The 21,998-nt window shown below is 73.9% G+C and carries 18 protein-coding genes; 17 read left to right on the top strand and 1 reads right to left on the bottom strand.

The genetic code is table 11. The annotated features are described in order from the left end of the window. Positions 1 to 124: 124 nt before the first annotated feature. Both AB0O09_RS06830 and AB0O09_RS06825 read left to right on the top strand, forming a co-directional pair. Complete coding sequence (locus tag AB0O09_RS06830) at positions 125 to 3,073, top strand: bifunctional glycosyltransferase family 2 protein/CDP-glycerol:glycerophosphate glycerophosphotransferase (protein WP_363540516.1); 2,949 nt, start codon at positions 125 to 127, stop codon at positions 3,071 to 3,073. Then, positions 3,070 to 4,212: a glycosyltransferase gene (locus AB0O09_RS06825; RefSeq protein WP_363540515.1), complete on the top strand. Its 1,143-nt coding sequence runs from the start codon at positions 3,070 to 3,072 to the stop codon at positions 4,210 to 4,212. Before AB0O09_RS06830 ends, AB0O09_RS06825 begins: the two co-directional genes overlap by 4 nt. A 516-nt stretch (positions 4,213 to 4,728) precedes the next feature. Here the strand turns inward: AB0O09_RS06825 and AB0O09_RS06820 are convergent. Beyond that, positions 4,729 to 5,916 (bottom strand): sensor domain-containing protein, encoded by a 1,188-nt coding sequence (locus tag AB0O09_RS06820; protein WP_363540514.1) that lies wholly within the window; start codon positions 5,914 to 5,916, stop codon positions 4,729 to 4,731. Between the two features lie 338 nt (positions 5,917 to 6,254). On the opposite strand from AB0O09_RS06820, the gene AB0O09_RS06815 reads away from it, so the two are divergent. From AB0O09_RS06815 to AB0O09_RS06745, 15 genes are all read left to right on the top strand, one after another. After that, positions 6,255 to 6,662, top strand: a complete 408-nt coding sequence (locus AB0O09_RS06815; RefSeq protein ID WP_263104867.1) for an NADH-quinone oxidoreductase subunit A — start codon at positions 6,255 to 6,257, stop codon at positions 6,660 to 6,662. Next, entirely contained in the window at positions 6,653 to 7,276 is a 624-nt protein-coding gene (locus AB0O09_RS06810; protein WP_344621399.1) for an NADH-quinone oxidoreductase subunit B family protein, read from the top strand. The genes AB0O09_RS06815 and AB0O09_RS06810 overlap by 10 nt, the downstream gene beginning before the upstream one ends. A gap of 149 nt (positions 7,277 to 7,425) precedes the next feature. Further along, a complete protein-coding gene (locus AB0O09_RS06805) occupies positions 7,426 to 8,454 on the top strand; it encodes an NADH-quinone oxidoreductase subunit C (RefSeq protein ID WP_363540572.1) in 1,029 nt (342 codons plus the stop codon). Then, a complete protein-coding gene (gene nuoH, locus AB0O09_RS06800; RefSeq protein WP_363540513.1) occupies positions 8,451 to 9,410 on the top strand; it encodes an NADH-quinone oxidoreductase subunit NuoH in 960 nt (319 codons plus the stop codon). The genes AB0O09_RS06805 and nuoH overlap by 4 nt, the downstream gene beginning before the upstream one ends. Continuing rightward, positions 9,410 to 9,961: an NADH-quinone oxidoreductase subunit I gene (locus AB0O09_RS06795; RefSeq protein WP_363540512.1), complete on the top strand. Its 552-nt coding sequence runs from the start codon at positions 9,410 to 9,412 to the stop codon at positions 9,959 to 9,961. Before nuoH ends, AB0O09_RS06795 begins: the two co-directional genes overlap by 1 nt. Next, positions 9,958 to 10,626 carry an NADH-quinone oxidoreductase subunit J gene (locus AB0O09_RS06790; protein WP_363540511.1) on the top strand — a complete coding sequence of 223 codons (669 nt, stop codon included), beginning with the start codon at positions 9,958 to 9,960 and terminating at the stop codon, positions 10,624 to 10,626. Before AB0O09_RS06795 ends, AB0O09_RS06790 begins: the two co-directional genes overlap by 4 nt. A 5-nt stretch (positions 10,627 to 10,631) precedes the next feature. Further along, a complete protein-coding gene (nuoK, locus tag AB0O09_RS06785; protein WP_363540510.1) occupies positions 10,632 to 10,991 on the top strand; it encodes an NADH-quinone oxidoreductase subunit NuoK in 360 nt (119 codons plus the stop codon). Next, complete coding sequence (locus tag AB0O09_RS06780; RefSeq protein ID WP_363540509.1) at positions 10,988 to 12,964, top strand: NADH-quinone oxidoreductase subunit L; 1,977 nt, start codon at positions 10,988 to 10,990, stop codon at positions 12,962 to 12,964. The genes nuoK and AB0O09_RS06780 overlap by 4 nt, the downstream gene beginning before the upstream one ends. A gap of 70 nt (positions 12,965 to 13,034) precedes the next feature. Further along, positions 13,035 to 14,588, top strand: a complete 1,554-nt coding sequence (locus AB0O09_RS06775) for an NADH-quinone oxidoreductase subunit M (RefSeq protein ID WP_363540508.1) — start codon at positions 13,035 to 13,037, stop codon at positions 14,586 to 14,588. A 48-nt stretch (positions 14,589 to 14,636) separates the two neighbouring features. Next, entirely contained in the window at positions 14,637 to 16,154 is a 1,518-nt protein-coding gene (locus AB0O09_RS06770; RefSeq protein WP_363540507.1) for an NADH-quinone oxidoreductase subunit N, read from the top strand. Between the two features lie 126 nt (positions 16,155 to 16,280). After that, positions 16,281 to 17,138, top strand: coding sequence for a zinc metalloprotease HtpX (gene htpX, locus AB0O09_RS06765; protein ID WP_363540506.1), 858 nt, complete (start codon positions 16,281 to 16,283; stop codon positions 17,136 to 17,138). Positions 17,139 to 17,356: 218 nt separating this feature from the next. After that, entirely contained in the window at positions 17,357 to 19,069 is a 1,713-nt protein-coding gene (ctaD, locus tag AB0O09_RS06760; RefSeq protein WP_363540571.1) for a cytochrome c oxidase subunit I, read from the top strand. Between the two features lie 142 nt (positions 19,070 to 19,211). Next, positions 19,212 to 19,640 (top strand): YciI family protein, encoded by a 429-nt coding sequence (locus tag AB0O09_RS06755; RefSeq protein ID WP_363540505.1) that lies wholly within the window; start codon positions 19,212 to 19,214, stop codon positions 19,638 to 19,640. A gap of 71 nt (positions 19,641 to 19,711) precedes the next feature. Beyond that, positions 19,712 to 21,028: an RNA polymerase sigma factor gene (locus AB0O09_RS06750; protein WP_363540504.1), complete on the top strand. Its 1,317-nt coding sequence runs from the start codon at positions 19,712 to 19,714 to the stop codon at positions 21,026 to 21,028. Between the two features lie 49 nt (positions 21,029 to 21,077). Beyond that, positions 21,078 to 21,893, top strand: coding sequence for a hypothetical protein (locus AB0O09_RS06745; protein ID WP_363540503.1), 816 nt, complete (start codon positions 21,078 to 21,080; stop codon positions 21,891 to 21,893). Positions 21,894 to 21,998: the final 105 nt, after the last annotated feature.

The following is a 21,998-nucleotide window of genomic DNA, read 5'->3' as shown; positions in this document are numbered from 1 at the left end:
GCGCGGTGGGAGAATTCATCCCATTCCCATGATGCCGTGGCTCAATCGGCAGAGCCGCCGCGGCAGCGTCGGAGACCCTCAGCACGCACCCTCAAGCACCACCCGACGACAAGGACCCCCGTCCATGCCCTCCAGTCAGGCGCAGCCGCTGGTCAGCGTCATCGTGATCGTCTACAACGACGCCGCCCGGCTGCCCCGGGCGGTGGCCTCCGCCCTCGGACAGTCGCTGCGCGGCCTGGAGGTGCTGATCGTCGACGACTGCTCGACCGACGACAGCTTCGCCGTGGCCCGGCGGCTGGAGCAGGAGAACCCGGGCCGGGTGCGGGCCCTGCGACTGCCCGCCAACAGCGGCGGCTGCGGCGCCCCGCGCAACCACGGCGTGGCCGAGGCCCGCGGCGAGTACGTGATGTTCCTGGACAGCGACGACGAGCTCGCCGAGCACGCCGCCCGCAACCTGTACGAGGCGGGCTCCCGCACCGACGCCGACCTGGTCTCCGGCCTGAGCGTGCGACGCTTCCTCGGCAACCGGTACGGCAAGACCGACGCCTGGTACCCGTGGATCTACTCGCGCACCCGCACCCTGGAGTCGATCGCCGAGCTGCCCGACCTGCTGGTCTGGGACACCCTCTCCACCAACAAGGCCTACCGCCGGACCTTCCTCGCCGAGCACGCGCTGACCTTCCCGGTCGGCATCCTCTACGAGGACCTGCTCTTCTCCTCGCAGGCGTACCTCGCCGCCGAGCGGATCACCCTGATCCCCAACCGGGTCTACTGGTGGGACGTCGCCCCGCCGACCAAGGGCGAGCGCTCGCTCTCCAACCGCCGCCACGAGATCCGCAACTTCACCGACCGGCTGGAGATCCACCGCCGGATCGACGCGATGCTCGCCGACCGCGGCATGGTCGAGCTGAAGTACCGCAAGGACGTGAAGTTCCTCAAGCACGACCTGGTGCTGCACCTGCGCGACCTGCCCTTCCTGCCCGAGGACTTCCGCAAGGAGTTCGCCGAGCACGCCCGCGGCTACCTGGCCGGGCTCGCCCCGGAGGCGTACGAGGAGGTCGGCAGCCCGCAGCGGATCTGCGCCTACCTGCTCGGGCAGGACGACTGGGACAACCTGCTGCCCGCCGTCGACACCCTGATCAACCGGGACAAGCTCGCCGCCCCGCTCACCGAGCAGGACGGCCGGGTGTACTTCTGCGCCGAGCACCTCGACGACCCCGAGGGCCGCAAGGTGCTCGACGTCACGGCGCACGGCTACCACGCGTCCCCGCTGCGCAAGCTCTTCCTGCGCAACCGGCTCACCCACTACGCGGCCGGGCCGCAGGGCGTCGAGCTGGCCGGCCGGATCGTCAACCCGCTCGGCCGGATCCCCGCCGACGCGAAGCTCGCCGCCCGGCTGGAGTTCTCGCCGCGCCGCAAGGGCCTCAAGTCGTTCACCTTCCCGGTCGCCGAGGTCCGGCACGACGGCGACGGCATCGCCTGGCGCGCCACCGCCGACCTCGCCCGCCGGCTGCGCCCGCTCGGCATCCTGGACGCCGTCTGGGACGTCCGCTGCGTGCTGACCGCCAACGGCGAGCGCACCACCACCCGGCTCACCGTCGGCGACCTCGACCTCGCCTCGGCGGCAGCCCCCGCCGTCCGGCCCCGGCTGACCCGGCTCACCGGCGACCGGCTCGCCCCGCACGCCACCGCCCGAGGCCACCTGGCCTTCGAGATCGCGGCGGAGGGCGCGGCCGCCCGGCGCGGCACCGACCTCGTCGAGCGGGCCCTGCGCGGCGAGGCCTCGGCGCTCGCCAACACCGCCGCCGACCGGGCCCGGCGCACCGCCCGCGGCGCGCTGCAGCTCAAGCGCACCCTGAACAACGGCGACACCAAGCTGAAGGTCTACCACCGGCTGCTGCAGCGGCTGCCCGTGGTCAAGGGCCAGGTGGTCTTCGAGAGCCAGCAGGGCCGGCAGTTCAGCGACAGCCCGCGCGCGGTCTACGAGGAGCTGGTGCGCCGCGGTGCGCCGATGAAGCCGGTCTGGTCGTACGCGAAGTCGACCGAGGGCTTCCCGTCCGGCGCCGCCCTGGTGCGCCGCTGGTCCTGGAAGTACCTGCGGGCGCTGGCGCAGGCCGAGTTCTGGGTGGACAACCAGGGCTACCCGTACCGGCTGCGCAAGCGCCCGGAGACCACCTACATCCAGACCTGGCACGGCTCGGCGCTCAAGAAGATGGGCTTCGACCTGGCCTCGCTGAAGCGGCAGACGCCCGTCCAGCAGGCCGAGTACCTGGCCGGGCTGAACCGCTTCGACCACTTCGTCGTCCGCTCCGAGCACGACGTGCGCACCCTCGCGCCGGCGTACCGGATCGGCGAGGAGCGGCTGCTGCGGGTCGGCTACCCGCGCAACGACGTGCTGCTGCGCGAGGACGCGGGCAAGGACCGGCAGCTCGCCGGCGAGCTCGGCATCGACCTCACCAAGCCGGTGGTGCTGTACGCGCCGACCTTCCGCGCGGACGCCCGCGGCAGGGTCCGCGCCTTCGAGCTGCCCTTCGACGTCGAGGAGTTCGCCGAGCGGTTCGGCGACCGGATCACCCTGCTGGTGCGCTGCCACTACCTGAACCGGGTGGTGCTGCCGCCGTCCGTCCGCGGCCGGGTGATCGACGTCTCCGAGGTCCAGGACGTCACCCCGCTGTACCTGCTCTCCGACGCGCTGATCACCGACTACTCGTCCCTGATGTTCGACTACGCGCTGCTCGACCGGCCGATGCTGTTCTTCGCCCACGACTGGGAGGAGTACGCCGAGGACGTCCGCGGCACCTACTTCGACCTGCTGCGCGAGGCGCCCGGCCCGGTGCTGCGCGACGCCGGCGAGCTGTACGCGGCCCTGGACGAGCTGGAGGCCACCGGCAAGGAGTACGCCGACCGGCGGCGGGAGTTCGCCGCCGCCTACGGCGAGTACGACCGGGGCGACGCCGCGGCCCGGATCGCCGACCTGATGTTCGGGCCGGCCCCGGCGGCCGCACGCCCCGGGCACGACGAGCAGGACCAGCAGGACCAGCAGGACCAGCAGGAGCGGGAGGCCGGCCGGTGAGCCGCGACATCTTCATCGTCAGCAACAGCGTCGACGAACTGGGCGGCGTCGCCAGCTGGTCGCACCGGATGGCCGAGCTGCTGACCGGCCGCGGCCACCGGGTCGAACTGATCGGCATCTGCCCCGCCGTGCTGCACAAGGACTTCGGCGACGGCCTGCCGTACGGGATGACCACCCTGTACGACGGCCAGCCGCCCGCCGCCTGGACGCCCGCCTACCCGTGGCAACGACTGGACGTCGCGGCCCGCCGCCGGCAGTCCGCCCGCGCGGCCGGGATGCGCGAGGCCGCCGAGCGGATGAGCGCGATGTTCCGCGCCGCCCGGCCCGGCGCCGTGGTGATCGTCACCCAGGTCTGGGCGATGGAGTGGGTGGCGCTCGCCGACCTCAAGGGCCTCCAGGTCGTCGGCATGAGCCACGAGTCCTTCGAGACCTGCCGGGCCTCCTCGCGGTTCGGCCGGGTGCAGCGCCACTACGCGGACGTCGACCGCCTGGTGGTGCTCACCGACGAGGACGCGGACGCCTGGATCCGCCAGGGCATGAACTCGACCTGCGGCATCCCCAACCCGCTGCCCTTCCCGGTGCCGGAGACGGCCGCCCCCGCCGCCCGCACGGTGGTCTCGATCGGCCGGCTCGCCCAGGAGAAGGGCGTCGACCTGCTGCTGGAGACCTGGGCCGAGGCGATCCGCGGCCGCGAGGGCTGGCGGCTGAAGGTCTACGGCCTCGGCGAGGAGGAGGAGGCGCTGCGCGCGCAGTGCACCGCCCTCGGCCTCGACGACTCGGTCGAGTTCTGCGGGCGGACGGACGACGTGCCCGGCGCGCTCGCCGGCGCCGGGATCTTCGTGCTCTCCTCGCGCGGCGAGGGCTTCCCGATCTCGCTCATGGAGGCGATGGCCTGCGGCGTGCCCTGCGTGGCCTTCGACTGCGCGCCGGGCGTGCACGAGATCGTCCGGGACGGCGAGGACGGCCTGCTGGCCCCGGTCGGCAACACCTCCGCGCTGGCCCGCCAGCTCGGCCGGCTGATGGACGACGACGAGCTGCGCGACACCATGGGGGCGCGGGCCCGGGAGGAGATCGTGCGGTACTCGCCGGAGCGGGTGCTGGACCGGTGGGAGGAGCTGTTCGCCCTGCTGGAGGCATGAGCCGGGCAGGTGCGGCGTGCTCGGGCGCGCCGCGGCGGTGATTCGGACATACAGCTGAAATGCTGACAAAGTCAGCCCGTCCGTCGCGCCCGCGCACAGCCTCGGGAGGAGCCCCGGTGCACCCGAAGAAGGAACCCACCCGACCGTCCCCGGCCGGCCCGCGCCCCACCGGGCCGAGGCTCCGGGTGCCGACCGGCGGCTGACCCCCGCCACCGGGGCCGGGCCCGGCGACCGCACCGCGCAAGGGTGGCGGCCGCCGGGCCCTCCAACGCCCGGCCCTCCGGCGATCGGCTGCTCGGCGCTCGGGCATGTCGGCAAAGGGCGGTCGGGTGGTTGATTCAGGGGCGCGTGGGGCACCTCCCGGCCGAAGGCCGGGGGAGTGCTGCGCAGTCCGGGGGCGGGCACCGTAGCGACATGGGCCGAGCCCGGATTTGTACGGCGGTCCACATCCGAGTCGCGCAGTTCCCCGCGCCCCCTGTGTGCCCGATCGCCCTTGAGGACACGCCGTAGGGTCGGTCAGACCCGGGCGGCCCGCGTCCGCCAGGGCAGCTCGATCGTCACCGAGGTCGGGCCGCCGGCCGGGCTCTCCACCAGGAACACCCCGTCCACCGCGCCCACCCGCTCGGCCAGCCCCGCCAGGCCGCTGCCCGTGCGCGGGTCGGCCCCGCCCCGGCCGTCGTCCTGCACCACCAGCATCAGCCGGTCGTCGGACCGCCAGACGTCCACCGTCGCCGTCCGCGCCCCGGCGTGCTTGGAGACGTTGGTGAGCAGTTCGCTGACCGTGAAGTAGGCGATCCCCTCGACCGCCGGGTCCGGCCGCTCGGCCCCCTTCAGGTCGACGTGCACCTTCACCCCGCCGGGCACCGTGCAGCGGGCCGCGACCGCCGAGAGCGCCGCGTCCAGCCCGCGGTCGGTGAGCACCGCCGGGTGGATGCCCCGGGCGAGGTCGCGCAGCTCCCGCAGGGCCAGCTTCACCTCGCCGTGCGCCGCGTCCACCATCCGCGCGGCCCCCGCGACCTCCTCGGGCGTCGTGCTCTCGGAGAGCCGCTCCTTGGCCAGGCCGAGGTCCATCGCCAGCGCCACCAGCCGGGCCTGGGCGCCGTCGTGCAGGTCCCGCTCGATCCGGCGCAGGTCCGCCGCCGCGGTGTCGACCACCGCACCGCGGTCCTCCTCCAGCTCCCGCACCCGCTCGGTCAGCGCGCTCGGGCACAGCAGCAACCCGACCAGCATCCGCTCGACCGCCGCCAGCCCCCGCATCGCCCACGGCAGCACCGGCCAGCCGACCAGGACGAGCACCAGCGTCACGGCGAAGCCGATGATCCCCCACGGCAGCAGCAGCACCCCGTACAGCACCGAGCGCCAGCTCAGCCCGTCCGTCAGGCAGGCGATCACCCAGCCCGCCGGCCCCGGCCGGACCGGCGCCAGCGGGGCGGCCTCCGGCACGTCCGAGCCCAGCGCGGCCCGGGCCCGCCGCCGGGCCAGCGCCCCCAGCCACCGGCTGCCGGCCAGGCCCGCGGCCAGCAGCGGCAGGCCGAGCACCGTCACCGCCAGGCCCAGGCCCACGCACAGCGTCACCACCGTGAAGACGAAGCCGGCGATGCCGAGCGGCAGGTTCAGCAGCATGTGCTGCACCTGCAGCCACAGTGGCCGCCCGTACAGCGAGGGCCGGGCCGCCGCCTCCTCCTGGCCGACCTGGTCCTTCATCCGTGCACCGCCCTCCCGACGGACCTCGCCCCGTCACCGCAGGCGGACCGGGCGCCCCCTCGGCGCCCCGCCGTCCGCTGCCCGACCAGCATCGCGGGTCGCCGCGGGCCGCCGCCATGGGGGTGGACGCCGTCCCCGCCCGGGGGTTAACCCCACCCCCGGGACACCCGCTCCGGGTGGTGCCGGCGGGGCGGGTGTCCAGCATGCGTCTTGCGGATCGGGCGGGTTCAGGAGTAGACGAGCGGTGCACTTAGACTCACGCCTGAGCAATGGTTATGAGCGCGTAAAGAGATCGGATCCCGCCGCGCGGCGGGCCCGGCCGATGTGGAGGCGAACGCATGGAGGGGCAGCTGGCTGCTGCCGGCCCTGCCGCGGGCAGTGGCTACTTCGACGCGTACGCGGCGGTGGGCTTGCTCGCCGTCGTCGGCGTGCTGTTCGTCGCGGTGTCGTTCACCGCCAACCGCCTGCTGCGCCCCGTCGTGTACTCGCCGGAGAAGCTGCTGGCGTACGAGTGCGGAGTGGACCCGGTCGGCGAGGGGTGGGCGCAGACCCACATCCGGTACTACGTCTACGCCTTCCTTTACGTGATCTTCGCGGTCGACGCGATCTACCTCTTCCCGTGGGCGACGGTCTTCGCCGCCGCGGGGTACGGGGCGGCGACGCTGGTGGAGATGTTCGTCTTCATCGGCTTCCTCGCGGTCGGACTGCTCTACGCCTGGAGGAAGGGCGTTCTGGAATGGACGTGACCCACGCCCACGCGCACGGCGGCGACGGCCCCGTGCCGCTCGGCATCCCCGACCCGGCCCACCCGGGCGCCGTCGAGCCGCGCCGGCTCGGCCCGCTGGCCCGGCTCGCGCCGGACCCGGTCAAGGTGGTCCTCAACTGGGGCCGCCGCTACAGCCTCTGGTGCTTCAACTTCGGCCTCGCCTGCTGCGCGATCGAGTTCATCGCCGCGTCGATGGCCAAGCACGACTTCATCCGGATGGGAGTCATCCCGTTCGCGCCCGGCCCCCGCCAGGCCGACCTGATGATCGTCTCCGGCACGGTCACCGACAAGATGGCCCCGGCCGTCAAGCGGCTCTACGAGCAGATGCCCGAGCCCAAGTACGTGATCTCCTTCGGCGCCTGCTCCAACTCCGGCGGCCCCTACTGGGACTCGTACTCCGTCACCAAGGGCGTCGACCAGATCGTCCCGGTCGACGTCTACGTGCCGGGCTGCCCGCCGCGGCCCGAGGCGCTGCTCCAGGGCATCCTCAAGCTCCAGGAGAAGATCGCCGCCGAGTCGCTGCCGCAGCGCTACACCGCGCCCGCCTCCGCGCTCCGCCGCGGGCTGGTCGCCGGACCGGAGGGCGCGCAGTGACCACCCCCGAGCAGCCCGGGGCCGAGCCGGTGCCGGGCGCCGAGCCCGCCGCTGCCGCGGACGCCCCCGCCGGGCAGCCCGCGGCCGAGCAGCCGGTCGCCGAGCAGCCCGCCCCCGAGCCGACCCCGGCCGAGCGGACGGCCGCCGGGATCGGCCCCTGGGCGAGCGCCACCGAGGCGTACGGCCTGCTGACCGTCGACGTCCCGGCCGAGCACTGGATCGAGGCGCTGACCGCCGCCCGCGACGGCCTCGGACTCAGCTACTTCGACTGGCTGAGCGCCGTCGACGAGCTCGCCGAGGGCTTCTCCGTCTCCGCCCACCTCGCCGACGTCGCCACCCCCGGCGCCGTCCGCCACCTGCTGGTGCGCACCCGGGTGCCGCGCGAGAAGGCCGCCCTGCCCACCGCCGTCGGCGTGTACGCCGGCGCGGCCTGGCACGAGCGGGAGACCCACGAGATGTTCGGCATCGACTTCGCCGACCACCCGCACCTGGTCACCCTGCTCCTGCCGGACGGCTTCGAGGGCCACCCGCTGCGCAAGGACTTCGTGCTCGCCGCCCGGGTCGCCAAGGCCTGGCCCGGCGCGAAGGAGCCCGGCGAGTCCGACCACGGCGACGGCCCCGCCCGCCGCAAGATGCAGCCCCCCGGCGTGCCCGACCCCAACGAGTGGGGCCCGCTCAAGGGCACCCTGCCGCCGGTGGCCGAGCGCCCGGCCCGGGCCGCCCGCACCCCGCGCGCGGCCGGCGCCGCCCCCCGCGCCGCCGGAGCCGGTCCCCGGGCGGCCGCCGCCGGGGCCGAGGGCGCGCCCGTCCGGGCCGACCGGCCGCGGCGGACCCGCTCGATCAGCGAGGGCTCGGTCAGCCAGACCGCACCCGAGGCACCCGCGACCCGGGCCGAGGCACCCGCCGCACCCGCGGCCCCCGCCGAGGAGCGGCCGCGCCGGACCGCCCGGACGCAGTCCTCGGACGCACCCTGGCACGCACCCGTCCCGGCCCACGACGAACCCCCGGCGGAGCCCGCGAAGCCCGAGCCCGCGAAGCCCGAGCCCGCGAAGCCCGAGCCCGCGAAGCCCGAGCCCGCGAAGCCCTCCGGGCCCGTGGAGCCCGAGCCCGCCGGGCCCGAGGCCCCGCAGGACCCCGACACCCCGCAGACCCCCGGCCAGGACGGAGACGGCGCGTGAACCTCCTCGACACGCTGCTGCGCTGCGTCGCCACCCTGGTGGTCTTCCTGGTGCTGCCGCTGGTGATCGGCCAGACCGAGCACAAGGTCATGGCGCACATGCAGGGCCGCCTCGGTCCGATGTACGCCGGCGGCTTCCACGGTTGGGCCCAGCTCGTCGCCGACGGCGTCAAGTTCGCGCAGAAGGAGGACGTCGTCCCGGCCGGTGCCGACCGGCGGGTCTTCCGGATCGCCCCGGCCGTCGCCCTGCTGCCCTACCTGCTGGTGCTGCTGGCGATCCCGGTCGGCCCGAACGGCTTCGTCGGCCAGGCGATCGACGCCGGCATCTTCTTCGTGCTGGCCGTGATGGGCATCGGCGTGCTCGGCTCGCTGATGGCCGGCTGGGCCTCCGCCAACAAGTTCTCGCTGCTCGGCGGCCTGCGCACGGCCGCCCAGCTGATGTCCTACGAGCTGCCGATGCTGCTCGCGGCCGCCTCGGTGGCGATGGCCGCCGGCACGGTGTCGCTGCCCGGGATCGTGGACGCCTTCCACTGGTGGTGGATCCCGTGGCAGGCGATCGGCGCCTTCGTCTTCTTCACCGCCGGCCTCGCCGAGCTCCAGCGGCCGCCGTTCGACATGCCGGTCGCCGACTCGGAGATCATCTTCGGCGCCTACACCGAGTACACCGGCCTGCGGTTCGCGCTCTTCCTGCTCTCCGAGTACGCGGGCATCCTGGTGGTCTCCGGCCTGACCACGGTGCTCTTCCTCGGCGGCTGGCACGGCCCGCTGCCGGACTCGCTCGGCTGGCTGTGGACGCTGCTCAAGACCTTCGCGCTGGCCTTCGTGGTGATCTGGCTCCGGGTCACCTACCCGCGGCTGCGCGAGGACCAGCTGATGCGCTTCGCGTGGACGGTGCTGATCCCGCTCGCGCTCGTCCAGCTGGCCCTCACCGGCATCGTCAAGGTGGCGATCTCCTGATGGCTCTCAACATCCCCGGCACCGGCCTCGCCAAGGGCCTGGCCGTCACCCTGCGGACCATGACGCGCAAGAGCGTCACCGCGCAGTACCCCGAGGTGCAGCCCGTGCTGCCGCCGCGCTCCCGCGGCGTCATCGCGCTGCTGGAGGAGAACTGCACGGTCTGCATGCTCTGCGCGCGCGAGTGCCCGGACTGGTGCATCTACATCGACTCCCACAAGGAGACGCTGCCCGCCGCCGACCCGAACGCCCGCGCCCGCACCCGCAACGTGCTCGACCGCTTCGCGATCGACTTCTCGCTCTGCATGTACTGCGGCATCTGCATCGAGGTCTGCCCCTTCGACGCGCTGTTCTGGTCCCCGGAGTTCGAGTACGCGGAGACCGACATCCTGGAGCTCACCCACGAACGGGAGCGGCTGCGCGAGTGGATGTGGACGGTGCCCGCGCCGCCCGCCCTCGACCCCGCCGCCGAGGAGCCCAAGGAGATCGCGACCGCCCGCAAGGCGGCCGAGAAGCTGGCCGCCGCGGCCGCACAGGAGGGTGAGGACGCATGAGCACCCTGCTCGCCGCCACCGGCTCGCTGGAGCCGGCCGCCCGGTCCTTCCTCTCCCCGACCGGGGCCGAGGTCGTCTTCCTGCTCGTCGGCCTGGCCGTGCTCGGTGCCGCCGTCGTCTCGGTGACCACCAAGCAGCTGGTGCACGCCGCGCTCTGGCTGGTCGTCGCGCTCGGCGGGCTCGCCGTGGAGTTCCTGCTGCTCACCGCCGAGTTCATCGCCTGGGTGCAGGTGCTGATCTACCTCGGCTCGGTGGTCGTGCTGGTGCTGTTCGGCCTGATGCTCACCCGGGCGCCGATCGGCCGCTCGCCGGACGCCGACTCCGGCAACCGCTGGGCGGCCCTGCTGGTGGCGCTGGCCGCCGCCGGCACCCTGGTCACCCTCGTCGCCGACGCCTTCCGCACCAGCTGGATCGACCTCACCGCGGGCGGCGGCTCCACCCGCGCCACCGGCGAGTACCTCTTCCGCCACTGGGTGCTGCCCTTCGAGGCGCTGTCGGTGCTGCTGCTGGCGGCGCTGGTCGGCGCGATCGTGCTCTCCCGCAGCACCTCCGGCACGCTGCCCCGGCCGCGGGCCGGGAAGCTGCGCGCCGGCAAGCCCGTCGGCCGGCCCGCCGCGGCGACCGCCCCGCCCACCGCCCCGACCGCCCCCGCGCAGGAGCGCTGACGCCGATGCACCTCGTCTACCCAGCCGTCCTCGCCGCGCTGCTGTTCTGCGTCGGCGTCTACGGCGTGCTCGCCCGGCGCAACGTCGTCCTGGTGCTGATGTCCGTCGAGCTGATGCTCAACGCCGTCAACCTCAACCTGGTCGCCTTCGACGCCTGGCTGCGCGACGCCGTCCACGCCGGACAGGCGCTCACCCTCTTCACCATCACGGTCGCCGCGGCCGAGATCGGCCTCGGCCTCGCCGTCGTGCTGCTGGTCTTCCGCACCCGCGGCACCGCCGACGTCGACCGGCTCACCCTGCTCGGCGACCCGTCCGAGGCGGCCCCCGAGGCCGCCGCGACCGAGCCGGAGGGCCGGGCCGCATGAACCTCGCCCTGCCCCTCCTCGTCCCCGCCCTGCCCGCGCTCGGCGCGGCCGCGGGCCTCGCCACCGGCAAGAAGCACCCCGGCCTCGCCCGGCCGCTGGCCGTCCTGCCGGTCGCGGCCTCCGCGGTGCTCGCCGTGGTCGTCGCGCTGCAGCTCGGCACCGGGCGGAGCCTCGACGCCGCCACCCGGCTCACCCCGACCGGCGGCCCCGACGTCTCGCTCGCCCTCCACCTGGACGGCTTCTCCGTCCTGATCTCCCTGCTGGTCGGCCTGGTCGCCACCCTGGTGCAGATCTACTCCACCGCATACCTCAAGGACGACCCCCGCTACCCCTCGTACGCGGCGCTGGTCTCCCTGTTCACCGCGGCGATGTTCCTGGTGCTCTACTCCGGCGACCTGATCGTGCTGCTGGTCGCCTGGGAGATCATGGGTATCTGCTCGTACTTCCTGATCGGCCACCACTGGGAGACCGAGGACGCCCGCTCCGCCTCGCTCAAGGCCTTCCTGGTCACCAAGCTCGGCGACGTGCCGTTCGTGTTCGGCATCTTCGTGCTCGGCGCCGACGCCGGCAGCTTCCGGATCACCGACGTGCTGGCCGCCGCGACCGAGGGACGGCTCGGCCACCCCACCCTGGCCGCCCTGCTGCTGCTCGGCGGCGTCGCCGGCAAGAGCGCGCAGTTCCCGCTGCACACCTGGCTCCCCGACGCGATGGCCGGCCCCACCCCGGTCTCCGCGCTGATCCACGCCGCGACCATGGTCGCGGCCGGCATCTACCTGGTCGCCCGGCTGATGCCGGTCTTCCTGCTCTCCGCCGCCGCCCTGGTGGTGCTCGCCGCGATGGCCGCCGTCACCATGGTCGGCTCGGCGCTCTGCGCCCTCGCCCAGGACGACCTCAAGCGGGTGCTCGCCTACTCGACCGTCGGCCAGCTCGGCTACATGGCCGGCGCCCTCGCCTCCGGCGACCGCGACTCGGCCGTCTTCTACCTGGTCGGCCACGGCGTCTTCAAGGCCCTGCTCTTCCTCACCGCCGGCGTGGTCATCCACGCCGCGCACACCAACTCGATCTCCGCGATGTCCCGGATGCCCGACCTGCGCAAGCGGGTGCCGGACGCCTACTGGGCGATGGGCATCGGCCTGGTCGCCCTGATGGGCCTGCCGCCGTTCACCGGCTTCTTCTCCAAGGAGTCGGTGTTCACCGCCGCCGAGCACGCCGCCCACGGCGAGGCGCTCACCCGCGGCGTCGGCCCCGCCTCGGCGGTGCCCGAGGCGGCCGGCTGGATCGTCCTGGTCGCCGCCGGCCTCACCGCGCTGCTCACCGCCGCCTACTCCACCCGGCTCTGGCTGGTCGCCTTCCACGGCCGCGCCGCCGCGGCACCGGCCGCCGGTGCGCCCGCCGCCGAGGCCGGCGCCCCGTACTCGCCCGAGATCGACGAGGCCGACCCGGCCACCGCCGAGCCCGCCGCGATGCGCTGGCCGCTCTGGGTGCTCGCCGTCCCGACCATGGCCTTCGGCCTGCTCGGGCTGCGCGACGGCTGGCTGCCCTCGCTGCTCGACGGCGGCTCGCTGCGCCCGACCCTTGCCACCTCGGTCACCGGCACCGGCCTGGCGCTGGCCGGCGTCCTGATCGCCTACGCCGCCTGGCGGGCGGCCGGGGCCCGGCAGGCGGCCACCGCCGGGGCCGTGCCCGATCCCGGCCGGCTGCTGCTCGGCCCGGTGCACCGGTTCGCCCAGCACGGCTTCGGCGTCGACCGGCTGTACAGCGCGCTGTTCGTCCGTCCGACCGCGGCCGCCGCCCGGCTGGTGAACTTCCTCGACCGCGAGGTCGTCGAGACGTACGTCCGCGGCGCCGGCAACGGCACCAACGCCCTCGGCTGGCTCGTCCGCCGGGCCCAGACCGGCAACGCCCAGAGCTACCTCGGCGCGCTGCTCGCCGGGGCCGTCCTGCTCGCCGTCCTGGTGGCGGTCGGCACATGATCCGCAGCCCGTACCCGAACCGCAGCCCGCACCCGACCCGACCCGCCGCAGCACGAACCTGGAGCCCCCGATGAACGCAGTCCTCATCGCCCTCCTGCTGCTGCCGCTGGCCGGCGCCGCCGCCACCCTCGTCCCGTTCGGGACCGACCGCGCCGCCGCCGACCGCCGCGCCCTGCGGTTCGGCACCGGCGTCACCGGCGCGACCCTGGCGCTCGCCGTCGCCCTGGCGGTCGGCTTCGACCAGGACCGTCCCGCCGTGATGCAGGCCGTCACGAACGTCCGCTGGATCCCGGCGATCGACGTCCGGCTGCACCTCGGCGTGGACGGCATCTCGCTGCCGCTGCTCGTCCTCACCGCGCTGCTGACCTTCCTCTGCGCGCTGTACTCCACCCGCCGGCTGCCCGCCGGCGAGGGCGTGCCCTCCGCGCGGTCGTTCACCGGCCTGCTGCTCCTGCTGGAGGTCGGCATGCTGGCGACCTTCGCGGTGCTCGACCTGGTGCTGTTCTTCGTGGCGTTCGAGGTCGTGCTGATCCCGATGTACTTCCTGATCGCCCGCTGGGGCAGCGGCGCGAAGGTGCCGGCCGCCAACCGGTTCATCCTGTACACGCTGCTCGGCTCGGCCGTGATGCTGCTCGGCTTCCTGCTGATCGGCTTCAACGCCGGCACCTTCGACATGACCCGGCTGGCCGCCGCCCACGGCGCCGGACTGAGCCACACCACCCAGGTGGTCGCGGCCCTCGCGATCCTGGTCGGCCTCGCCGTGAAGGCCCCCGCCTGGCCGCTGCACAGCTGGCTGCCGGACGCGCACACCGCCGCACCGACCGTCGGCTCGGTGCTGCTGGCCGGCGTGCTGCTGAAGATGGGCACCTACGGCCTCGTCCGGGTGCTGCTGCCGGTCGTCCCCGAGGGCGCCGCGACCTTCGCCCCCTACCTGGGCGCGTTCGCCGCCGTCGGCATCCTCTACGGCTCGCTGGCCTGCCTCGCCCTGGCCCGCCAGGGCGCCAAGGGCGACCTCAAGCGCCTCATCGCCTACTCCTCGGTCGGCCACATGGGCTTCGTGCTGCTCGGGATCGCCACGCTCACCCCCGCCGGGGTGAACGGCGCGCTGTTCGGCAACATCGCCCACGGCCTGATCACCGGCCTGCTCTTCTTCCTCGTCGGCGCGGTCAAGGACCGCTACGGCACCTCCGACCTGGACACCCTGGCCGGCGCCACCGGCGCCGCCCTGTACGGCCGGGCCCCGCGGATCGGCGCGCTGCTCGCCTTCGCCGCCGTCGCCAGCCTCGGCCTGCCCGGCCTGGCCGGCTTCTGGGGCGAGCTGCTCGCCATGTTCGGTGCCTTCGACCCGGCCGCCGGGCTCTCCCGGCCCGCGTTCGTCACCTACATGGTGCTGGCCGGCCTCGGCACCCTGCTGACCGCCGGCTACCTGCTGGTCGTCGTCCGCCGGGTCTGCATGGGCGACCCGAAGCAGCCCGCGCTCGTCACCGAGCTGCCCGACATCAAGGCGTACGAGGCGGCCAGCTGGACACCGCTGGCCGCGCTCACCCTGGTCGCCGGCGTCTGGCCGGCCCTGCTGCTCAGCCTGTCCGACCCGGCCGTCAAGCACCTGCTCGGGGGTGGCTGAGCCGTGATCAGCACCCCGCTCGGATCTCCTCCCCTGGGGCAGCCCGCCATGAACCCACTCGCCGTCGCCGACCCCGGCGGCCTCATCCAGTCCGTCGACTGGGTGGCCGTCGCGCCGCCGCTGGTCGCGGCGCTCGCCGCACTCGCCGTGCTGGTCGCGGACCTCTTCCTGCCGGCCGGCCACAAGCGCGTCCTGGGCTGGGCCTCGGCCGCGGGCCTGCTGCTGGCCCTGCTGTCGATGCTGCCGCTGGTGCGCGGCGACGCCCGCTCCACCTTCTGCCTGAAGGCGGCCGGCGGGGCGTGCAGCTACACCGCCGACCACTTCGCGCTCGCCTTCCAGCTGATCGCGCTCGGCGGCGCGCTGATCTCCGTCCTGCTCTCCCTGCACACCGTGGACGAGGAGAGGCTGCCCGGCGGCGAGTACTGGTTCCTGCTGCTCTCCAGCGCCTCCGGCGCCGCCCTGCTGCCCGCCTCCCGCGACCTGGCGACGCTGATCATCGCCCTGGAGGTGGCCTCGCTGCCGGCCTTCGCCCTGGTCGCGCTGCGCCGGGACGGCCGCGGCGCCGAGGGCGCACTGAAGTTCTTCCTCTCCTCGGTCACCGCGACCGCCGTGATGCTGCTCGGCGTCGGCTTCGTCTACGCCGCGACCGGCTCGATCCACCTCGTGGCGATCGCCGACGGCCTGACCCACGTGCCCGGGCAGCTGAAGCCGCTGGCCGAGGCCGGCGCGGTGCTCACCCTGGTCGGCTTCGCCTTCAAGGTCGCGGCCGTGCCCTTCCACTTCTGGCTGCCCGACACCTACACCGCCGCGCCGATCCCGGTGGCCGGCTACCTCTCGGTGGTCGGCAAGGCGGCGGGCCTGGCCGGGCTCGCCCTGGTCACCACGATCGCCTTCCACCCGTACGGGCACACCTGGGGCCCGGTGCTGGCGGTGCTGGCCGCGCTGACCATGACGGCCGGCAACGTCGCCGCCGTCCGGCAGCGCGGCGACACCCCGTTCAGCGCGGTGCGGCTGCTCGCCTGGTCCTCCGTCGGCCAGGCCGGCTACCTGCTCGTCCCGCTGGCCGCCGCCGGCTACCAGGGCTCGCCGCAGCCGCTCGGCGCGACCGTCGCGTACGCGCTGATCTACGGCGTGGTCAACCTGGGCGCGTTCGGCGTCGCCGCCGTGGTGGCCAGGACGGCCGGCACCCGGCTGGACGACCACCGCGGACTGTTCGCCCGCGGCCGGTGGAGCGCCCTCGCGATGGCCTTCTTCCTGCTCTGCCTGGCCGGCCTGCCGCCCGGCGTGATCGGTCTGTTCGGCAAGGTCGTGGTCTTCCGTGCCGCCGTCGACGCGAAGCTGGGCTGGCTGGCCGTCGTGATGGCGGTCAACGTGGTGATCGCCCTCTACTACTACCTGCTGTGGACGGCCCGGCTGTTCGCCCCGGCGGAGGCCGGCGCCGAGGTCCGCGCGGTCCGCACCCCCGGTCCGCTGGCGGCCGCGCTGGCGCTCACCGCGGGCGGCGCGGTGGTGCTCTCGGTCGCTCCGCAGCTGGTCCTGCAGGTGGTCGGGGGCAGTCTGTTCTGACCGCCCGGGGGCACCCGGGCGGCCCGCCCGACGTGCGGCGGGGAACGAACGAGCGGCATCCTTCCGTTGATTCCCACGAGGGCGCCGCCACCGGGCTCCCCGTCGCACCACCACGGAGGGCCTGCCGTGCACCGCCAGCACAACGGGTTGAGGACGGCCGTACTTCTCGGCGGCCTGTCGGCACTGATCCTGCTGATCGGCAGCTTCTTCGGACGCACCGGGCTGCTGGTCGCCCTGGTCATCGCGATCGCCACCAACGCCTACGCGTACTGGAACAGCGACAAGCTCGCCCTGCGGGCGATGCGGGCCCGGCCGGTGAGCGAGATCGAGGCCCCGCAGCTCTACCGGATCGTCCGAGAGCTCTCCACCTCGGCCCGCCAGCCGATGCCCCGGCTCTACATCTCGCCGACCCCGGCACCGAACGCCTTCGCCACCGGCCGCAACCCGCGCAACGCCGCGGTCTGCTGCACCGACGGCATCCTGCAGCTGCTCGACGAGCGCGAGCTGCGCGGCGTCATCGGCCACGAGCTCAGCCACGTCTACAACCGGGACATCCTGATCTCCTCGGTCGCCGGCGCCCTCGCCTCGGTGGTGATGTTCCTGGTGAACTTCGCCTGGCTGATCCCGGTGGGCCGCAGCGACGACGACGAGGGCCCCGGCCTGATCGGCATGCTGATGATCATGATCCTCGGGCCGATCGCCGCCTCGCTGATCCAGCTGGCCGTCAGCCGCTCCCGCGAGTACCAGGCCGACGCCGACGGCGCCCGGATCACCGGCGACCCGCTCGCCCTCGCCAGCGCACTGCGCAAGCTGGAGACCGGCACCCAGCGCCTGCCGCTGCCGCCCGAGCCCCAGCTGCAGACGGCCAGCCACATGATGATCGCCAACCCGTTCCGGCCCGGCGAGGTCGGCGCCAAGCTCTTCTCCACCCACCCCCCGATGCCCGAACGCATCGCCCGCCTGGAACGCATGGCCGGCCGCTGACGGCTCGGGCACCCCGTTCCCCGGGGGCGGGAGGGCCGCCAGGGGCGCGTGGGGGCGCCTCCCGCCCCTGAGGTCGTCCCGACCTCCCGGGGCGAAGCGGGTGACTCCGTCCACCGCTCCGGCGCGCCTCCGTCCGTTCGGGGACCGGGCTGGTACTGATGGGCCGGTTACCCGTTGAACGGCCGGTGGGCCTGGCGCGGAGGAGTGGTGCAGTGACGATTCTCCCGACCGACACCGAGCACCGGCCCCCGCCGCGCGAGCCCCGCCGCGGTTTCGGCTCGGCCCGCCGTGGTGGCCGCGGGCGCAAGCTGGTGGGCTGGCTGACCACCACCGACCACAAGCAGATCGGCACGCTCTACCTGACCACCTCGTTCGCCTTCTTCCTGATCGGCGGCGTGATGGCCCTGGTGATGCGGGCCGAGCTGGCCCGGCCGGGCACCCAGATCGTGTCGAACGAGCAGTACAACCAGCTGTTCACCATGCACGGCACGATCATGCTGCTGATGTTCGCGACCCCGCTGTTCGCCGGCTTCACCAACTGGATCATGCCGCTGCAGATCGGCGCCCCGGACGTGGCCTTCCCCCGGCTCAACGCGCTCGCCTACTGGCTCTACCTGCTCGGCTCGATCATCGTCGTCGGCAGCTTCCTCACCCCGGACGGCGCCGCCGACTTCGGCTGGTTCGCCTACACGCCGCTCTCCGGCGTGGTCCACTCGCCCGGCACCGGCGGCGACATGTGGATCATGGGTCTGGCGCTGTCCGGCTTCGGCACCATCCTCGGCGCGGTCAACTTCATCACCACCATCGCCTGCCTGCGGGCGCCCGGCATGACCGTCTTCCGGATGTCGATCTTCGTCTGGAACGTCCTCTTCACCAGCATCCTGGTGCTCTTCGCGTTCCCGGTGCTGGCCGCCACGCTGTTCGCCCTGGAGGCCGACCGCAAGTTCGGGGCGCACGTCTTCGACCCGGCCAACGGCGGCCCGATCCTCTGGCAGCACCTGTTCTGGTTCTTCGGGCACCCCGAGGTGTACATCATCGCGCTGCCGTTCTTCGGCATCGTGACCGAGGTCATCCCGGTCTTCAGCCGCAAGCCGATCTTCGGCTACACCGGCCTGATCGCGGCCACCATCGCCATCACCGGCCTGTCGGTCACCGTCTGGGCCCACCACATGTTCGTGACCGGGCAGGTGCTGCTGCCCTTCTTCTCGTTCATGACCCTGCTGATCGCCGTCCCGACCGGGGTGAAGTTCTTCAACTGGGTCGGCACCATGTGGCGCGGCTCGCTCAGCTTCGAGACCCCGATGCTCTGGAGCATCGGCTTCCTCGTCACCTTCCTGTTCGGCGGCCTCACCGGCGTGCTGCTGGCCTCCCCGCCGATCGACTTCCAGGTCTCCGACTCGTACTTCGTCGTCGCCCACTTCCACTACGTGGTCTTCGGCACCGTCGTCTTCGCGATGTTCGCCGGCTTCCACTTCTGGTGGCCCAAGATGACCGGCAAGATGCTCGACGAACGGCTCGGCAAGATCACCTTCTGGACGCTGTTCATCGGCTTCCACACCACCTTCCTCGTCCAGCACTGGCTCGGTGCCGAGGGCATGCCCCGCCGCTACGCCGACTACCTCGCCGGGGACGGCTTCACCGCGCTGAACAGCCTCTCCACCGTCGGGTCCTTCCTGCTCGGCCTGTCGATCCTGCCGTTCCTCTACAACGTCTGGAAGACCGCCAAGTACGGCGAGAAGGTCACCGAGGACGACCCCTGGGGCTTCAGCCGCTCGCTGGAGTGGGCGACCTCCTGCCCGCCGCCGCGGCACAACTTCGCCGCACTGCCCCGGATCCGCTCGGAGAGCCCCGCCTTCGACCTCCACCACCCCGACATCGCCGAGTGGGACCGCCTGCAGAACGCCGTCGAACCCCGCCGCGAGCACCGCTGACGGCCCGGCGGAGGAATCCTCAGAAATATTTCCGCGGCCGTGTCGATCCGGGCCCGTCCCGTTCGACGCACAGACGGAAGCCGGAACGACCGGCGCCCCGGCCCGCACCGGGCGGAGTCCGACACCCGAGGAAGGCACCACCATGCGCTTCATGCTGATCGTCAAGGCCAACGAGGACTCCGAGGCCGGCGTTATGCCGACCAAGGAGGCGATGGACGCGATGAACCGGTTCAACGAGGAACTGATCAAGGCCGGCATCATGCTCGCCGCCGACGGCCTGCACCCCAGCTCCAACGGCGCCCGGCTCACCTTCAAGGGCGGGAAGGCCACCGTCACCGACGGGCCCTTCGCCGAGACCAAGGAACTCATCGCCGGCTTCTGGGTGCTCGACGTGAGCTCCCGCGAGGAGGCCCTGGAGTGGGCCGGCCGCGCCCCGTTCGAGGACGGCGCGGTGCTGGAGCTCCGCAAGGTCTTCGAGGCCTCCGACTTCCCGGCCGAGATCCTCGACCCGGAGGACGCCGCCAAGGAGCAGGCCTGGCGCGACGAGCACCAGAAGCCGATCACCGGCTGACCCCGTCCCGGCCCGTCCGGGGCCGCGCCGCGCTGGCCGCGGGCGGCCCCGGACTGCTGTGATGGGGAGCTGTGACGGCACCCCACACCCACCGCACCGTCGAAGCGGTCTGGCGGATCGAATCGGCCAGGATCATCGCCGGCCTGGCCCGGCTGGTCCGCGACGTCGGCCTCGCCGAGGAGGCCGCCCAGGACGCACTGGTCGCCGCCCTGGAGCAGTGGCCCGAGGCCGGCGTGCCCGACAACCCGGGCGCCTGGCTCACCGTCGCCGCCCGCCGCCGCGCCGTCGACCGGATCCGCCGCGAGGCCGGGCTCGCCGAGAAGCTCCGCTTGGTCGGCCACGACCTGGAGACCGACCCGCCGCAGGGCCCGCAGCCGGAGCAGGTCGTCCTCGCCGACGAGATCGAGGACGACCTGCTCCGACTGGTCTTCACCGCCTGCCACCCGGTGCTCTCCACCGAGGCCCGGGTCGCCCTCACCCTGCGGCTGCTCGGCGGCCTGTCCACCGAGGAGATCGCCCGCGCCTTCCTCACCGCCGAGGCCACCGTCGCCCAGCGGATCGTCCGTGCCAAGCGCACCCTCGCCAAGGCCGAAGTCCCCTTCGAGGTGCCGGAGGGCGAGGAACTCGCCCCGCGGCTCGCCTCGGTGCTCGAAGTCGTCTACCTCGTCTTCAACGAGGGCTACGCCGCCACCGCCGGCGACGACTGGATGCGGCCCGCCCTCTGCGAGGAGGCGATGCGGCTCGGCCGCGTGCTCACCGGCCTGATGCCCCGCGAACCCGAGGTGCACGGCCTGATCGCCCTGATGGAGATCCAGGCCTCCCGCACCCCCGCCCGCACCGGCCCGGGCGGCGAGCCCGTCCTGCTGCTCGACCAGGACCGCAGCCGCTGGGACCGGCTGCTGATCCACCGCGGCCTCGCCGCCCACGACCGTGCCGAGGCCCTCGCCGCCGAGCAGGGCACCCCGCCCGGCCCGTACGCCCTGCAGGCCGCCATCGCCGCCTGCCACGCCCGGGCCGGCACCGCCGAACGGACCGACTGGGTGCGGATCGCCGCCCTCTACACCGCCCTCGCCGCCCGCAGCCCCTCACCGGTGGTCGACCTCAACCGGGCCGTCGCGCTCGGCATGGCCTTCGGCCCGCAGACCGGCCTCGACCTGGCCGACGAGCTCGCCGACGAGCCCGCCCTGCGCGGCTACCACCTGCTGCCCGGCGTCCGCGGCGACCTGCTGGCCAGGCTCGGCCGGCACGGCGAGGCCGCCGCCGAGTTCACCCGCGCCGCCGGCCTCACCCGCAACGCCCGCGAGCGCGGCGTGCTGCTCGCCCGCGCCGAGGAGAGCGCCCGGGCCGCGGACGGCCGACCCGCGCCGCTGGACCGTCCCGGCCCCTGACGTTCGGGCAGACTGGACGGGACGTCATCCGGCCGAGGGGGAGCGGGACATGGGGGTGCGCGAGGGCGCGCAGGAATTCGGCCGCCGGGCCGGCACGGCGCTCGGCACGGCCGCACGGACCGGCCGGGCCAAGGCCCGCAACGTCGTCGGCGAGGGCGACTGGGTCCGGCGGGCACTCGCCACCCTGCCGCCGCCCGAGGCACCGGCCACCGAGGACTGGGAGGTGTCGATCGCCGCGTTGATCGGCCGCCACCCGCGCGTCCCCGGGCCGGCCGTCTGGCTGCTCCACCAGCTGGACGGGCTCGGCCAGGTCGCCTTCGGCCCGGAGAAGGTCGGCTTCGACGGCGAGGACGTCCCCTGGGCGAAGGTGCAGGAGCTGCGCCTGCACTCCACGCTCGACCTGCTGCCCGACGTCGTCCTCGACAAGGAGGTCGACCGGATCAGGGAGTTCCTGCCGCCGGTGCCCGGCCGCAAGTGGGTCGTCGCCCGCGCCGCCGAGGGCCTGCTGACCCTGGTGATGGCGGCCGCGGAGGCGGCCGAGGCCGCCGGCCGCGAGGAGCGGCTGCTGCCCTGCGAGATCGTCCACCGCGGACTGCTCGGGCGCCCGCGGCAGCTCGGCGGCGGCCTGTTCGCCGCGACCGCGCTCGCCGCCCTGCCGGCCGCCGCCGACGGCCTGGTGGCCACCGCGAAGGCCCACGGCGTCCCGGTCGTCCCCGTGGAGCCGACCGGGACCCGCGCCGACCGCGCCGAACGCCTGCGGGCCGCCTCCGGCCGCCTCCGCGACCGCCTCGGCACCCTCCTCGCCGAGGCCCCGGACACCCCCGAGATCCCCCACCCGACCGAACCCCCCAAAGCCCTCGGCTGACGGACTCGAAGCCGGAGCGCACCCCCAGGCAGGTCCGGGCGCACCCCTCAGGGGCGCGTGGGGGCGCCTTCCGGCCGAAGGCCGGGGGAGAACCGCGCGATCCGG

Origin of the sequence: Kitasatospora sp. NPDC093679 (assembly GCF_040683455.1) — a bacterium.
Lineage (GTDB): Bacteria > Actinomycetota > Actinomycetes > Streptomycetales > Streptomycetaceae > Kitasatospora > Kitasatospora arboriphila.
This window is presented reverse-complemented; position numbering and strand designations above follow the sequence as displayed.